The 14231-nt window shown below is 62.9% G+C and carries 10 protein-coding genes; 2 read left to right on the top strand and 8 right to left on the bottom strand.

The window, feature by feature from the left end:
• Nucleotides 1-27 precede the first annotated feature (27 nt).
• The 3 genes from ACILSQ_RS07375 to ACILSQ_RS07365 form a co-directional block, all read right to left on the bottom strand.
• On the bottom strand, nucleotides 28-513 hold the full coding sequence (locus ACILSQ_RS07375; protein WP_395742949.1) for a Fur family transcriptional regulator: 486 nt from the start codon (nucleotides 511-513) through the stop codon (nucleotides 28-30).
• 39 nt (nucleotides 514-552) lie between these two features.
• Nucleotides 553-1506: a prolyl oligopeptidase family serine peptidase gene (locus ACILSQ_RS07370; protein ID WP_395742948.1), complete on the bottom strand. Its 954-nt coding sequence runs from the start codon at nucleotides 1504-1506 to the stop codon at nucleotides 553-555.
• A 325-nt stretch (nucleotides 1507-1831) separates the two neighbouring features.
• Nucleotides 1832-2965 carry a leucine-rich repeat domain-containing protein gene (locus ACILSQ_RS07365; RefSeq protein WP_395742947.1) on the bottom strand — a complete coding sequence of 378 codons (1134 nt, stop codon included), beginning with the start codon at nucleotides 2963-2965 and terminating at the stop codon, nucleotides 1832-1834.
• A 77-nt stretch (nucleotides 2966-3042) separates the two neighbouring features.
• On the opposite strand from ACILSQ_RS07365, the gene ACILSQ_RS07360 reads away from it, so the two are divergent.
• Nucleotides 3043-3324 (top strand): putative quinol monooxygenase, encoded by a 282-nt coding sequence (locus ACILSQ_RS07360; protein WP_395742946.1) that lies wholly within the window; start codon nucleotides 3043-3045, stop codon nucleotides 3322-3324.
• 1194 nt (nucleotides 3325-4518) lie between these two features.
• Here ACILSQ_RS07360 and ACILSQ_RS07355 read toward each other — a convergent pair.
• Nucleotides 4519-5577 carry a methyltransferase gene (locus tag ACILSQ_RS07355; RefSeq protein ID WP_395742945.1) on the bottom strand — a complete coding sequence of 353 codons (1059 nt, stop codon included), beginning with the start codon at nucleotides 5575-5577 and terminating at the stop codon, nucleotides 4519-4521.
• Nucleotides 5578-6371: 794 nt separating this feature from the next.
• Here ACILSQ_RS07355 and ACILSQ_RS07350 point away from each other — a divergent pair.
• A complete protein-coding gene (locus tag ACILSQ_RS07350) occupies nucleotides 6372-7532 on the top strand; it encodes an ISAs1 family transposase (RefSeq protein WP_395742944.1) in 1161 nt (386 codons plus the stop codon).
• A gap of 203 nt (nucleotides 7533-7735) precedes the next feature.
• Here ACILSQ_RS07350 and ACILSQ_RS07345 read toward each other — a convergent pair whose 3' ends face one another.
• The 4 genes from ACILSQ_RS07345 to ACILSQ_RS07330 form a co-directional block, all read right to left on the bottom strand.
• A complete protein-coding gene (locus ACILSQ_RS07345) occupies nucleotides 7736-8944 on the bottom strand; it encodes a TolC family protein (protein ID WP_395742943.1) in 1209 nt (402 codons plus the stop codon).
• A gap of 374 nt (nucleotides 8945-9318) precedes the next feature.
• A complete protein-coding gene (locus ACILSQ_RS07340) occupies nucleotides 9319-10299 on the bottom strand; it encodes an efflux RND transporter periplasmic adaptor subunit (RefSeq protein ID WP_395742942.1) in 981 nt (326 codons plus the stop codon).
• A gap of 236 nt (nucleotides 10300-10535) precedes the next feature.
• Nucleotides 10536-13712 (bottom strand): efflux RND transporter permease subunit, encoded by a 3177-nt coding sequence (locus ACILSQ_RS07335; protein WP_395742941.1) that lies wholly within the window; start codon nucleotides 13710-13712, stop codon nucleotides 10536-10538.
• A 140-nt stretch (nucleotides 13713-13852) separates the two neighbouring features.
• Entirely contained in the window at nucleotides 13853-14170 is a 318-nt protein-coding gene (locus ACILSQ_RS07330) for a PadR family transcriptional regulator (protein WP_395742940.1), read from the bottom strand.
• Nucleotides 14171-14231 lie beyond the last annotated feature (61 nt).

The following is a 14231-nucleotide window of genomic DNA, read 5'->3' as shown; positions in this document are numbered from 1 at the left end:
GCGTCAAAGATTTGGGGTACGCAAGACTCAGCCTTTGGCCGCGCACTGCGGGCACAGGCCGTAGAACTCCAGCTCGTGGTAGAGCTTCTTGAAGCCGGATTCTTTTTCGATCTGCTTTTCAAGAGCTTCGACGGGGCAGGCGATGTCGAGGCGCTGGATGCGTCCGCACTGGGTGCAGATGAGGTAGTCGTCATGCACGCCGGGCTGGAGCAAGGTGTAGTAGGCGCTGCGGTCGTGGAGGCCCAGACGGCGGATGAGGCCGAGCTCCTCGAGCTTCACTAGCACGCGATAGACGGTGGCTTTGTCTGCGCCGCTGGTGAGATCGCGGGACTCTGCGATGTCTGCTAATGAGAGGGGCTGATGAGAGTGGACGAGGATGGAGAGGACGTTTTCCAGAGCTTTGGTGCGGCGGAGGCCGGCTTCGCGGGCGCGTTCCATCATTGTGGCCGCCAGCTCGCGAGCTGAGTCCGCATCGTGATGCTGGCAGGTGGCGGAGTGGTGATGATGGAGCATTTGAATGTGTCGGATTCCGCAATGAGGGGCGGGTCAAGCTCAGTTTGCGGGAACAGAGGATTTTTTTTGCTGGAAGAGCCATTCGTGCAGATCGGCCCGTGGATATACGAGTCCGGTGATGCCGTGGCCGGCGCCTTCGAGCTCGGTGTATTTCATGAGCTCGCCGCCCGACTGTTTGACGGCGGCGACGATGGCGCGGGAGCGTTCGACGGGGACCATGTCGTCCTTGTCGCCGTGGAAGACCCAGAAGGGGGTGGTTTTGAGGATTTCGGCGTTTTTGACGTCGCCGCCGCCGCAGAGGGGGATGCAGGCGGCGAAGACGCCGGGGTATTTGGCGGCGATGCTGAAGGTGCCGAAGCCGCCCATGGAGGAGCCGGTGAGGTAGAGGCGGTCGGAGTCGATGGGGAGGTTTTCGGTGAGGTCGGCGATGAGGGCGAGGAGGTTGGCGGCGACCTGGTTTTTCCAGCCGATGTCGGCGGAGGGGCACTGGGGGGCGAGGAGGAAGCAGGGGGCCTTGGCGAAGTTTTCTTCACTGGTCCAGATCTTGGGGGCGCCGCCGAGCTGGGACTGGTTGTCGGTGCCGCTCTGGCCGGAGCCGTGGAGCCAGATGACGAGGGGGTAGCGCTTTGTACCATCGAGCGAGGGGCTGCCCCAGAGCTGGTAGTTGAGGCCCTGCTTGGAGACGCCTTTGACGAACTGGCCGGTGATCTTTTCGGCATAAGCGCCTTCCTTCAGGCCGGCATCGCGGCGCTTTTCGCGCAGGAGGCCGCGGATGTAGTCCTGGTCTTCCTGGGAGAGTTTGTCGAGGGGGAGGCGGAACTGGTTGAAGTCGGTGCTGCGGCGGATTTTGACTTCTTTGTCGGAGAATTCGAGCAGGCTGCCCATGAACTTGGATTTGCCGTCGCTGGAGGTCCATTGCCGGGGTGTCTCGGCGGCCTGTGCGCTGGAGAGGAGGAGCGCAGCGAGGGCGAGGAGGCGGAGGGGCGCGTTCATGGCGGGCATGCTAAGCCGCGCGTGGTGTGGGCGGCAAGCACTTTGCGTGGGCGCGGGGGTGAGGGGCTTCGCCGCCTTAGAGAGGGCTGCGGACGACGGAAGGGGCGGGGGGGGGGGGGCGCTGGGCTCATCTCGGCGGAGCGAGATGAGTACTATGGGGGGCGGCTTCGCCGCTGCGCGGGGGGGGGGTGATGGGGAAGGAGGGGACGGCTCTTGCTTTGCGAGGGGTGTGGAGCTTCGCAGCCTGAGGTGGGGCTGTGGACGACGGAAGGGTTGGGACTGGCGGGGGCGCTGGGCTCATCTCGCGGAGCGAGATGAGTACTTTTTAGGGGAGGATGCGGGCGCCGGCTTTTTTCATTTCATCGACGGATTTTTTGGAGGGGTCGTCGATGGGATTGCCTTCGATGAAGATCTGGCAGTAGGGGGCCCATTCGCGGGGGCCGTCGTTGTCCTTCTTCCACATGCGGTAGAGGGGGGAGAGATCGGTGATCTGGTTGTTTTCGAGGAAGAGGAACTGGAGCTCGGTGAGGGGTTCGAGGGGGGAGATGTCTTTCACGCCGTTGCCCTTGAGAGAGAGCATGGAGAGCCATTTCATGGCGCCGATGCCGGAGATGTTGGAGACTTGATTGCCTTCGAGGTAGAGGGTCCAGACTTTGGGCAGCTTGAACAATGCGGAGGCGTCCTTGATCTGGTTATTGGCCAGATAGAGGGAGGTGAGCGCGGGAATGCCGCCGAGGGCGGAGACGTCCGTGACCTTGTTGCCGGTGAGCTCGATGTATTGCAGGGCCTTGCAGGCGGCCAGAGGGGAGATGTCGCTGATCTGGTTGTTGGAGACATCGAGGAACTGCAGGCGCTCCAGGCCCTTGATGGGGGAGAGATTGGTGATCTGATTTTCCGGGAGGGTGAGGGAGGCGAGGGAGGTGCATTTTTCCAGGCCGGTGAGGTCCTTGATGCCTGCTTTCTTGGCTTCGATGATGGAGACGCTGGCCACATCTTCGGCGGTGATGACTTCCTGGGTGTCGCGCTTGGCGAAGACTTGTTTGCGCACAGCGGCTTCGAGCGCTTTGTCAGTAAAGATGGGGACTGGAGCGGGCTTTGGCGGTGTGGGCGCGGGCTTGGCTGCTGTGGCTGCGGCTGGGGTGGGTTTGGCGGGAGGGGGGGCGGGCTTGGCCGGGGGCGTGGCCGGTTTTGCAGGTGGCGTGGCCGGTGCTGGTGCTGGTGCGGGTTTTGCGGGAGCGGCGGCGGGCTTGGCGTCTGCCTTGGCGGGAGGAGTGGCGGGCGCGGGTTTCGTTTCCACTTTGGCTGGAGTGGCGGGCGTGGGGGCGGGAGCGGGCTTCGTCTCCGTCTTGGGTGCCGCTGGGGCGGGTGGCGTCGCTGCTGGCGCGGGTGCCGCTGGTTTGGCATCTTGCGCGTGAAGACTGAGGGCGAACAGCGCTGGGAGGACGAGTCGGAGTTTCATGGCTGGGGGAATGATAAGGCCATGATACGTAGAACGCAGGTTGCATGTTAGCCAAAAATCGCCTCCATCTTGCTGTCATGGTCAACGTTATTGTCATCCTCGAGATCGATCCGCAGAAGATCGATGAATTTCTTTCTGTGATTCTGGAAAACGCGGAGGCTTCGCGGCAGGAGCCGGGGTGCATCCGGTTTGAGGTGAGCCGGGACAACGAGCAGGCGAACCTGTTTGCGCTGAGCGAGAGCTATGTGGACCAGGCGGCGTTTGACCAGCACTACACGACGCCGCATGTGGCGAAGTGGCGGGCGAAGGGGCCGGGGTTTGTGCTGAAGCGCTGGGCGGTGAAGGGGCCGGTGTATTGAGGGGGCGAAGAGGGAGTTGGCGGTGGTTTGCTGTTGTTTGCGATGGTTTGCCGTTGTTTTGTTCTTTGCGAACGCTGTGAGGTAACTGCGGATTTGGGAAGCGAAGGCATGGCCGGGATTTGCACTGCGGAGAGGGGGCCGGATTTGAGTGCCTACGGAAGACACGGAATACGCGGAAGAGGGATCAGATGGGATGCGAGCGCGGGGGGAATGGGTGGCGCTGGTTTGACAAAGGAATGAAGGAGCAAGGGAATGGTCGGAGATTGCACCGCGGAGATTTGGAGAACGCGGAGAGGGCCGGATTTGAGTGCCTACGGAAGAAACGGAATACGCGGAAGCGGGATCAGGTGGGATGCGAGCGGGGGGGAAGGGTGGCGCTGGTTTGACAAAGGAATGAAGGAGCAAGGGAATGGCCGGAGATTGCACCGCGGAGATTTGGAGAACGCGGAGAGGGACAGAGGTTTGAAGCACCGTTTTAACCGCTGATGAGACGCTGACATGACGCTGATGCGGAGATTTTGAGATGTCTCTGATGAGCGTTCTGTTTGCGCTCTGCGAGGTGCAGAAATATGCGAGGCCGGTCTGTCCTAGCGCTAACCTTTGCGTTCCAACCGATTTTTTGTCCGTCGTGGTGAACGGCGTCTGTGGGCGGCGATGCGCGGTGACTGCGGCGGCGGGACGGTGAGACGCTGCTGGAGGGCTCGGTGTGGTTAAGGAAGCGCTGGCTTTGCTTTCCGGAGAGGGTGCGAGCTATCCAGGGATGGCGCTCGCTACGCGAGCTGATCCCTGGCTACCGGCTGTGATCCCTACGGGATCAGTGACACGCCATGTAATAGCGTGAGCGATGTGGTGCCGTGAGCGATGTGGTGCCGTGAGCGATGTGGTGCCGTGAGCGATGTCATGCCAAGGGAGGGGGGAACAGGCTGATGCACACGATCCAAACCAGAAAGCGTGATTCGGCTGACGTTTGGTCCATCTCAACGGAGCATGGTATGACGGGCGGTCGAATGTGGTGCTGGGAAGGGATGATTCTGCGGTCACCTCGTGACGCAACAGGAGGTGTCAATCTGACGATGGACACCTTAGCCGAGTGCCATTCGTGGCCGACATCTTTCGCCTTCGACCGTTGCCATAGGGCGCCGCTCCACGCCGCCGCGTAAGCGCCGCGGCGGGAGGAGAGGGCGGAGAGCGGGCTCAGAGGCTGGGCTGTGAGGGGGGCTGGGTGTTGACGGGGATGCCCTGGGGCTGCTTGAAGCCGATGACCATGGAGTCGGGGCCGATGAGGTGCTCGACGCGGCAGCTGGTGAAGCCGGCTTCCTGGAGCCAGCCGATGCAGTCGGCGCCGGTGTAGTCGAAGCCGCCGGGGGTTTCGATGAGCATGTTGAGGCTCATGAGGAGGCCGAAGGCGTTGTGGCGGCGTTCGTCGTCGATGATGGAGTCATAGACGACGACGGCGCCGCCGGCGGGGACGGCGGCGTAGGCTTTGCGCAGGAGCATGCGCTTGGTTTCGAGATCCCAGTCGTGGAGGATGTGGCCGAAGAGGAGGACGTCTGCGTGGGGGAGGTCGTCGGTGAAGAAGCTGCCGCCGTGGAAGCGGACGCGGGCATCGAGGCCGTTGGCGACGATGTACTCCTGGAAAATGGGGCCGACTTCGGGGAGGTCAAAGCCGATGCCCTGGAGGTGGGGCTGCGCGAGCGTGATCTGCGTGACGAGGTCTCCCTGCGCGGTGCCGATGTCGGCACAGGTTTGATACTGGGCCCAGGGGAACTTTTGCGCGATGGCCATGTTGGCACCGCGGCTGACGCCTGACATGGCGCGGAGGAACTCGCGCAGTTTCGCGGGGTCTGCGTAGAGCGCGGTGAAGGGGTTCTGCCCGCCCTTGGATTCGTTCTGAGGTTCGCCGGTGCGCAAAGCCTCGGTGAGGCCGCCCCAGAAGGGGAAGAGGCGGTGGTTGGCCATTTCGAGAATGCCGCCGATGTAGGAGGGCTTGGACTTGTCCAGGAACAGAGCCGTTTCTGGTGTGTTGTGGTAGAGGCCGTCTTCAGCGCGCTGGAGGAAATTGAGGGCCACGAGGGAGTCGAGAAAATCGCGTGCGCCGCGTGGGTGCAGGCGCAGGCGGGACTGCAGGGTGGGGAGGTCGGCGGGGGCCTGGGCCAGCGCGGTGAAGAGCTCCATCTCCACGGCGCTGAGGAGGGCTTTGGAACTCCAGAAGGCGAGGCCGGTTTGCAGGATGTGATCGGGGGTGGGAATCATGGGGGGAGTTTGGAGAAGTGGAGGCGGGGTGCAACTGGAACGCGGGGGCCATCCTGGAGTGATGGCGGGGCGAGTGGGACGTTCGGGTTTGCCGCAGAGGAGCAAAGAGGCAGAGGGGGCAGATTTTTTTATGACTTACGGAATGGGCGGAAGACGTGGAAACCGGGGTTTAGAACAGCTCTCAAAAACCTTGTCACATTGCCCGGACGGCGGAGCGGCCCCATTGGCTGCGTTGGTCGCTTGCCTGTTATTTTCAAATAGCAGACGGCGCTCCCGCCTTGCCACTGGGGCCGCTGCGCTCGCCGGTCAAAATGACAATCTTTTTGAGAACTGGTCTATGATTTGGGGCGGTGGGAGAAAAGGTGTGTTTGTTTTTGGCAAAGGAATGGAGGGCAAAGGAATGGCCGGGGGCAGGAGCGGGGGGGATGGGTGGAGTGAGGGGTTTATTTTTAACCACAGAGTCCAAGCCGAGGAGCACGGAGGTTTGATACGGTCCATCGTTGAAGAGGGGCTCGGGGGGCTGTGGTGAAATGGGACTGAGGGCATCAAGCCACGCAACTGGCTCTCCTTGTTTCAAGGACGGCGAACCTTTTTCAGCGCCCGCGACGCTGCAGACCCGAGACTTCGGCCGCGACACAGCGCGGCCCTACCAGCGCTGCTGCACGCGCGGAGCATGCAGATCTGTTTCCGGCAGGGCTTACGCATGAATGGAGCGATTGAGTATGGGGAATAGACTTTGAGGTCTTGGGATGCTTTTGCTGTACAAATTACCATAATGGGTGATGAGGGTATGGATGCACCCCATCGATTCGCCCTCTTGCAAAGATACACTGCAGCACACCTTGAAACTGCTGCAGGCCCGGTTCGCCCAGATTCCAGACATGCGCCAGCAGGGCAAGGTTCTCCACCGACTTGACGAGGTGATCATGGTGGCGCTCTGCGCCATGATCTGTGACTGCGAAAGCTTCACCGGCATGGAGGACTTCGCCCAAACCCAGCTGGTCTGGCTGCGTGGTTTTCTGGTGCTCAAGCATGGGGCGCCCTCGCACGATGTGTTCCGCAATGTGCTGCTGGCCCTGCGCCCGCAGGCGCTGCTCGACATCCTCACCGGATGGTGCGGCGAACTCACCGGCAAGCATGTTGCCATTGACGGCAAAACCCTGCGCGGCACCTACAGCGCCGAGCAGGGCAGGCATCTGGTGCATCTTGTGCGTGCCTGGGTGGATGAATGTTCGCTGAGCGCGGGGCAGGTCGTCTGCGCCGAGAAGAGCAACGAGATCGAGGCCATCCCACGCCTGCTTGACTCGCTGAGTCTCTCTGGTGCCACCGTGACCATCGACGCCATGGGCACGCAGGGAGCCATCGCTGAGCAGATACATGCGGCGGGAGCTGACTATGTGCTGGCGCTCAAAGCCAATCAAAAAGGCGCCCTCCAAGCCGTGGAAGCGCACTTCAAAGAACAGATGCAGACCAGCGCCACAGGCATCCGCCAGTGCCGGAGCGAAACACTCGAACTCTCGCACGGACGCTGCGAGAGGCGCAGCTACGCCATGACCGACCAGCTCGACTGGTTCCACAAGAGCTGGAAATGGGCCGGGCTGCAAAGCGTGGCCGAAGTGCGTCGCAGCATCCAGCGCAACCATGAAAGCCCGCTGCTTGAGGAGGTGCATTACTTCCTGTGCAGCTTCAAAGCCGACGTGCTAAAGCTCGCAGCGCTGGTGCGCGGCCACTGGAGCGTGGAGAACCGCTGCCACTGGGTGCTGGATGTGACCTTCGGTGAAGACCACTGCCAGGTACGCGACGTTAACGGTGCGCACAACCTCTCCATCCTGCGTGAGATGACCCTTAAAGCCCTGCGCACCGAGCCTTCAAAGCTCAGCCTGCGCAGAAAACGCCGCCGCTCAGCCCTTGACCCCGCTTTTCGCCTCCAAATCCTCTCGCACCTTCATACGTAAGCCCTGTGTTTCCGGGTGCTCGTGGTGAAATGTGGTTGATAGGCAACAAGCCAAGCAACTGGCTCTCCTTGCTTCAAGGACGGCGAACCTTTTTGAGCGCCTGCGACGCGGCAGACCCGAGACCTCGGCCGCGACACAGCGCGGCCCTACCAGCGCTGCTGCGCGCGGGGGGCATGCAGACCTGTATTCAGGTGTGCCTGATGTTATTTTCCGACGGCGCGTTTGAGGGCGTGCTGGGCTTTGTTGAAGTCGGTGACGGAAATGACGCGGCTCTGGCGGGCGCGGGTGAGTTCTTCGCGGGCGAGGAGGTACTCGAGGACGACGCCGACCTGGCTGGCCTGGCGCTCTTTGGCGAGCTTGGTCATTTCTTCGGCGGCGGCGACGGCTTCGTCGTTGATCTTGATCTGATCGTTGGCGGACTGGGCGCGGGTGGCGGCTTCGACGACTTCGCGGCCGATGGCGGCTTTGACCTGGTCGGTCTGGAGGGAGGCGCTTTCTTCGCGGGCGTCGGCGAGTTTCTGGCGCTGGCGGTCGAAGAGGCCGCCGGGGCCGATCTTCCAGCCGATGCCGAGGTAGTAATCCTGCTGGCTGCCGAAGTTGCCCCATTGATTGCCGACGCCGGGGCCGCCGCCGAAGCCGCCGGTGGTGTAGCCTGCCTGGACGCTGGGGATGAGGGGCGCGACGTGGGCGCGGTCTTTCTCGGCATTCATGGAGCTGTGAATGGCCTTTGCGGCGTGAACTTCGGGACGGTGCTGGTGCGCGAGGGAGATCATGGTGGCGACGCCCTTGCCGGAGATCATTTTGACGGGCACGAGATCTGACTTTGCGGGGCGCAGGGCGGCATCTGGCGTGAGGCGGAGGATCTCCGCGAGGCGGGCGACGGCGAGGTCGCGCTGTTCTTCGCCCTGGCGGATGGACAGTTTTGCGCGGCTGATCTGGGACTTCACGCGGAGGAGATCGGCGCGGAAGGCGGTGCCAGCGGTGACGGCGCCTTCGAGCTGCTTGCCGTAGTCTTCGGTGAGGTGGAGATCGTCCTCGATGATGGTGAGGGTGGCTTCGGCGGCGAGGAGGTCGTAGTAGCGCTCGACGGACTGGGTGATGATGTCGATGCGGGCTTTTTCGGCGAGGTGCTCGGCGGCGAGGGCGCGCTGCTTTGCGGCGAGGGCGGCGTAGTAGATGTCTCCGGGGGACCAGTCGATCATGACGCCGGTGCCGACGTTGTAGGACTGCTTGTTTGCGTTGAAGACGTTGCCGGCGATGTCCTGCAGGCGGCCTTCGTGGCCGCGATAGCCGGCGGCGAGGCTGAGAGCGGGCCAGAAGCGCTGCCAGGCCTGCTTGGATTCGGCGAGGGCTTCATCGTGCCTGGCACGGGCGAGCTGGATTTCGTCGTTATTGGCGCCGGCGAGGCGCATGACGGTGCGGAGATCGACGAATGACGGCGCTGCTGCTGCTGCGGCGGCGGGACGGAAGGTGAGGGAAGCGAAGAGGAGAAGGAGGAGCGCCGAATGACGAAACCAGAATGAGGAATGACGAATGACGGAGCAACTGAACGCAAGGCGGCTGGACGGTGGAATGGAGAGGAACTGAGGACATTCGACGAAGCCGGCGCCAAAAGGGGGCGCTGTTTTTTGGCAAAGGAATTTTTTGGCAAAGGAATGGCCGGAGACTGGCACCGCAGAGGCTGGAACGCCGCAGAGATTTCTTCTGAAAAACCCTGTGGGCTTCCCAACTTGCGATGCGGGGATTCGGTAGGGCATGGCGGCTGCGTGGTTGGGTTGGAGTTGCGTCATTTCACGGTGACGGGCTGTTTGTCGGTGAGGAGGGTGGTGCCGGGGAGGAGGATGAGGTCGTCGGGTTTGAGGTCGGGGATTTCGACGTGGGTGCCGTCGTTGAAGGCGGGTTTGACGGGGGTCTTGACGGCTTTGCCGTCGAGGTGTTTGAAGACGAAGGCGTTGGTCTTTTCCATGACGAGTCCGGCGACGGGGATGAGGGTGGCCTTGTCGTGTTTTTCGACGGCGATTTTCGCCATGGCGTACATGCCGGGGCGGAGTTTGAGGTCGGGGTTTTTGAGATCGGCTTCGGCGAGCATGGTGCGGGTGGCGGGATCGAGGGCGTAGGCGATGCGGGAGATGGCGGCCTCGACAGGGGCGGGGCCGCTGGCGTCGATCTGCGCCTTCACGGGTTTGCCGACGGCGACGAGGGAGGACTCCATTTCGGTGACGGGGATCTGGAGGCGGAGGGTGCTGGCATCGACGATGTCGATGATCTTGCTGGTGTGGGCGGTGACGAGGGCGCCGGTGTCCGCGTGACGCGCGGTGACGATGCCGTCGAAGGGGGCTTTGATTTCGGCGAAGGCGAGGAGGGTGGCGGTGCGATCCATGCCGGCTTTGGCGATGGCGAGCTTGGCTTCGGCGTCATCGACGGTTTGCGGGAGGACGAGGTCGGGGGACTTGGCGCGGGCTTCGTGGAGGCGCTTCACTTCGATGCTGGCGGCGGCGACTTCGGCTTTGCCTTTGGCGAGGTCGGCCTGGAGTTCGGGGACTTCAATGCGCGCGATGACCTGACCGGCTTTGACGGAGTCGCCTTTATCCACGGAGATGGTGGCGATGTAGCCGGTGACTTTCGCGTGCAGAACGACCTGCTGCCAGGGGGCGAGGGTGGCGGGGAGAGAGACCCAGCGGTGGATGGTGCCGGTGGTGGGTTTGGCGGCGGGGAGATCGAGTGCGGATGCGGCGGTGGCGAAGAGGAGGAAGAGAAGACTGCGCATGCGGCGGAGGGGGAGTTTACTGTGGTTTACAGTTGTTGACGGTGGTTTACGGTTGTTTGGAAAACCGGAGTGATGGAGAAATGGAGTGCCGGTGATGCGGGCGCGAGTGTGGTGCCTTGGATGTGACGAGAAGGGGCTGCGAGATGGAGGGAACGGAAGGACTGAAAACTGAGAACTGGGAACTGAAAATTTTAAATTGGCCGGAGGTGGTGGGCTGTGGCGACTGGGCTGTGGTTTTAGATTTCGAGGGGTTCTAAGGAAGCGGGTTTGGCGGTCTTGGTGGCGAGGAGGGCGTAGATGGCGGGGAGGACGAGGAGGGTGGCGGTGGTGGCGAGGGCGAGGCCGCCGATGGTGGCGATGGCGAGGGGGCTGGTCTGAGATCTGGCGAGGGCCATGGGGATCATGCCGGCGATCATGGCGAGAGTGGTCATGAGGATGGGACGAAGGCGGGTGGTGGCGCTTTCGAGTGCGGCGTCGCGCTTGCTCATGCCGGCGAGCTGGGCGCGATGGGCGAAGGTGACGAGGAGGATGGCATTGGCGACGGCGACGCCGACGGACATGATGGCGCCCATGAAGCTCTGTAGATTGAGCGTGGTGCCGGTGAGCATGAGGGCGAGCACGACGCCGAGCAGCGCGGCGGGGATGGTGGTGAGGACGATGAAGGAGAGGCGGAGGCTTTGGAAATTGGCCACAAGCAGGAGGAAGATGGTGACGATGGCGATGAGGAGGCCGGTTTGCAGACCGCTCTGGAGTTCTTTGAGGGGAGGCACCTGGCCGCGCAGCACGACGCTGACGCCTGCGGGCGCGGGATTGGCTGCGATGATTTTTTCCACCTCTTTGGCGATGCGGCCGAGGGGCTGGTCGTGGAGATTGGCGGTGATGGAGATGGAGCGGGCCATGTTGTAGCGGTCGTACTGGCCGATGACGCTGCCTTCGGTGATCTTGGCGATGTTGCGCAGGGGGACGGGTGGTTTGTTTTGCGCGGTGACGGGGACGTTGCGCAGGTCTTCGAGGCTTTTCATGAGGGGCTGCGGGACCTGGACCTGGAGCGAGTAACTGACGCCGGTCTTGGTATCGGCCCAGAAGATGGGGACGGTGAAGCGGCTGCTGGTGGTGGCGGCGACGAGGCTGCGGGTGGCATCGCTCATTTTCACGCCGAGGAGGCCGGCGCGCTCGCGGTCGATCTGCACATCGACGCTGGGGTAGTCGAGGGTCTGGCTGAACTGGACATCGCGGAGGTCTTTGAGTTCGGCGAGTTTGGCTTTGAGGAGTTCGGCGTGGGCGCGGCTGGCGGCGAAGTCTTTGCCGCTGACGGCGACTTCGACGGGTGTGGGAGAGCCGAGGGCCATGACGCGGGAGACGATGTCGGCGGGCTCGAAGGAGAACTGCACCTGGGGGAACTCGGCGGTGAGACGGGCGCGAAGTTTTTCGCGAAGTGGTGCGATGGCGACGCCGCTGCCGTCTTTGAGCTGGATTTGAAGGATGGCCTCCTCGGGGCCGCTGTTCCACTGGTGGATGAGATTGACGGGGTAGTTCGGCGCATGGACGCCGATGAGGCCCATGCTGGTGGCGACTTTGCCGGAGCCGCTTTCTTCATCGATGAGGGCGAGGGTGCGGAGGGTGATCTGCTCGGTGGTTTCGAGGCGTGTGGCGGTGGGTGCGCGGAGGCGGAGCTGGAGCTGGCCGGCATCGATCTGCGGGAAGATTTCTGTGCCGAGGAATGGGAGGAGGATGGTGATGGCGAAGATGACGCCGATGAGGTAGGCGGGGACGAGGAGGTGGCGGAGGGTGATGGAGGGCTTGAAGAGGAGGGCGAGAGGATGGTTGGAAGAGATTCGTGCAACCGGGACGGTTGCACTACTGGACGCAACCGGGACGGTTGCGCTACGGGGTGCGCTGCGGTGCCACCAGATGTTGAGGATGGGGACGAGGGTGCTGGAGAGGAGGTAGGAGGCGATCATGCTGAAGCCGACCGCGAGGGAGAGGGGGAGGAAGAGGGCTTTGGCGGCGCCGGTCATGAAGAAGCTGGGGACGAAGACGGCGAGGACGCAGAGCATGGAGAGGGAGCGCGGGCCGATGGTTTCTTCGGAGGCGTCCAGGACCAGGCGGGCGAGGGAGACCGCGCTCCCCTGAGAATTGCGGGCAAGAGTGCCCGCATCACTTTGCTTCATGTGGCGGTGGATGTTTTCGATTTCGACGGTGGCTTCATCGACGAGGATGCCGACGGCGAGGGCGAGGCCGCCGAGGGTCATGAGATTGATGGTGTGGCCGCCGATCCAGAGCGCGAGCACGGCGGCGGCGATGGCGATGGGGATATTGAGCACGACGATGAAGGCGCTGCGGAGATCGCGCAGGAAGAGGAGGACCATGAGGCCGGTGAGGGCGGCGCCGAGGATGCCTTCTTTGACGAGGTCGCGGATGGCGCGGATGATCCAGGGGCTTTGATCGAACTCGAAGGTGACGTTGATGTCGTCAGGACAGGCGGCTTTGAATTTGGGGAGGTTTTGCTTCACCAGCTCGACGACGCTGAGTGTGGAGGCGTCGCTGCGTTTGGTGACGGGCATGTAAACGGTGCGCTTGCCGTTGACGATGGCGATGCTGTACATCATGTCGCTGCCATCGCTGACTTCGCCGAGGTCGCGCACATAGACGGCGCCTTGGTCGGTGACCTTCACGGGGACGGCGGCGAGGTCCTGGATGTTTTTGACGACGGCGTTGGTGGGGACGATGGGGAAGCTGTTGGGGAGGGAGAGATTGCCGCTGGGGCTGATGGTGTTTGCCGCGGCCATGGCGGAGACGATGTCATCGGGAGAGAGGCCGTAGGCGCGGAGGCGGTCGGGTTTGACGTTGATGAGGATGGTGCGGGCGCTGCCGCCGAAGGGGGGAGGAGCGGAGACGCCGGGGAGCGTGGCGAAGAGGGGGCGCACCATGTTCAGCGCGGCGTCCTGCATCTGGCCGACGGTGCGCGCGGGGTTCTCTGTGGAGAAGACGAGATTTCCCACGGGGACGCTGCCGGCATCGAAACGGGTGACGAAGGCACCAGGTGTGCCGGGGGGCATGAAGGAGCGGGCGCGGTTTACATAGGCGATGGTTTCCGAGAGCGCGGCGGACATGTCTGTGCCGGGATGAAACTGGAGCTTCATGATGGAAGCGCCCTGGATGTTCTTTGACTCCACGTGCTCGATGCCGGCGATGTAGAGGAAGTGGTACTCGTAGTAGTAGGTGAGGTAGCCCTCCATCTGCAGGGGATCCATGCCGCCGTAGGGCTGGGCGACGTAGATGGTGGGAATGCCGAGGGTGGGGAAGACATCGCGCGCCATTTTTTCCCGGGCCTGCCAGGCGCCGAGGAGAACCGCCACGACGATGACGATGATGGTCCAGGGGTGGCGGAGGGCTAGGCGGGGGAGGGACATGAGGGGGAATGACGAAACCAGAATGAGGAATGACGAAGGCTGGATGACGGCAGGCGATTACGGGGACCGTAAACGGGGGGCGGACAAGTTCTTTTCGAGGAAAGATTACTTGCGTGTGCGGGCAAATTTTGGAGGGCGGCTCAAGCTTTGCCGACTTCGACGCCGAGCTCTTTGAGCTGCTTGCGGACGATCTTGAGGACGGCGCGGCCTTCCCTGGTGATGGTGTAGGCGCGGGGGGCCTTGGGGCCGCGGGAGGCGTCCGCCTTGGAGGTGAGCCAGCCGTTTTTCTCCATGCGTTTCAGCAAGGGGTAGAGCGTGCCGGGGCTGACCTCGTAGCCGTGGTGGCGGAGCTCCTTCAGCATCCACTGACCGATCACCTGGCCTTCGGCGGCATGGTGCAGGACGTGCACCTTCCAGAAGGACAGGAGGATTTCGCGGTTGATGAGCTTAAGGTCCACGGCGGTAACAACGTAGTCCTCCAAAGCGGAGGCTGGTCAAGCGACGACTGGGGGAAAGAGG

This window comes from Prosthecobacter sp. (assembly GCF_044227185.1).
Lineage (GTDB): Bacteria > Verrucomicrobiota > Verrucomicrobiia > Verrucomicrobiales > Verrucomicrobiaceae > Prosthecobacter.
The sequence above is the reverse complement of the archived record's forward strand: the minus strand, read 5'-3'. Positions and strand labels throughout refer to the sequence as shown.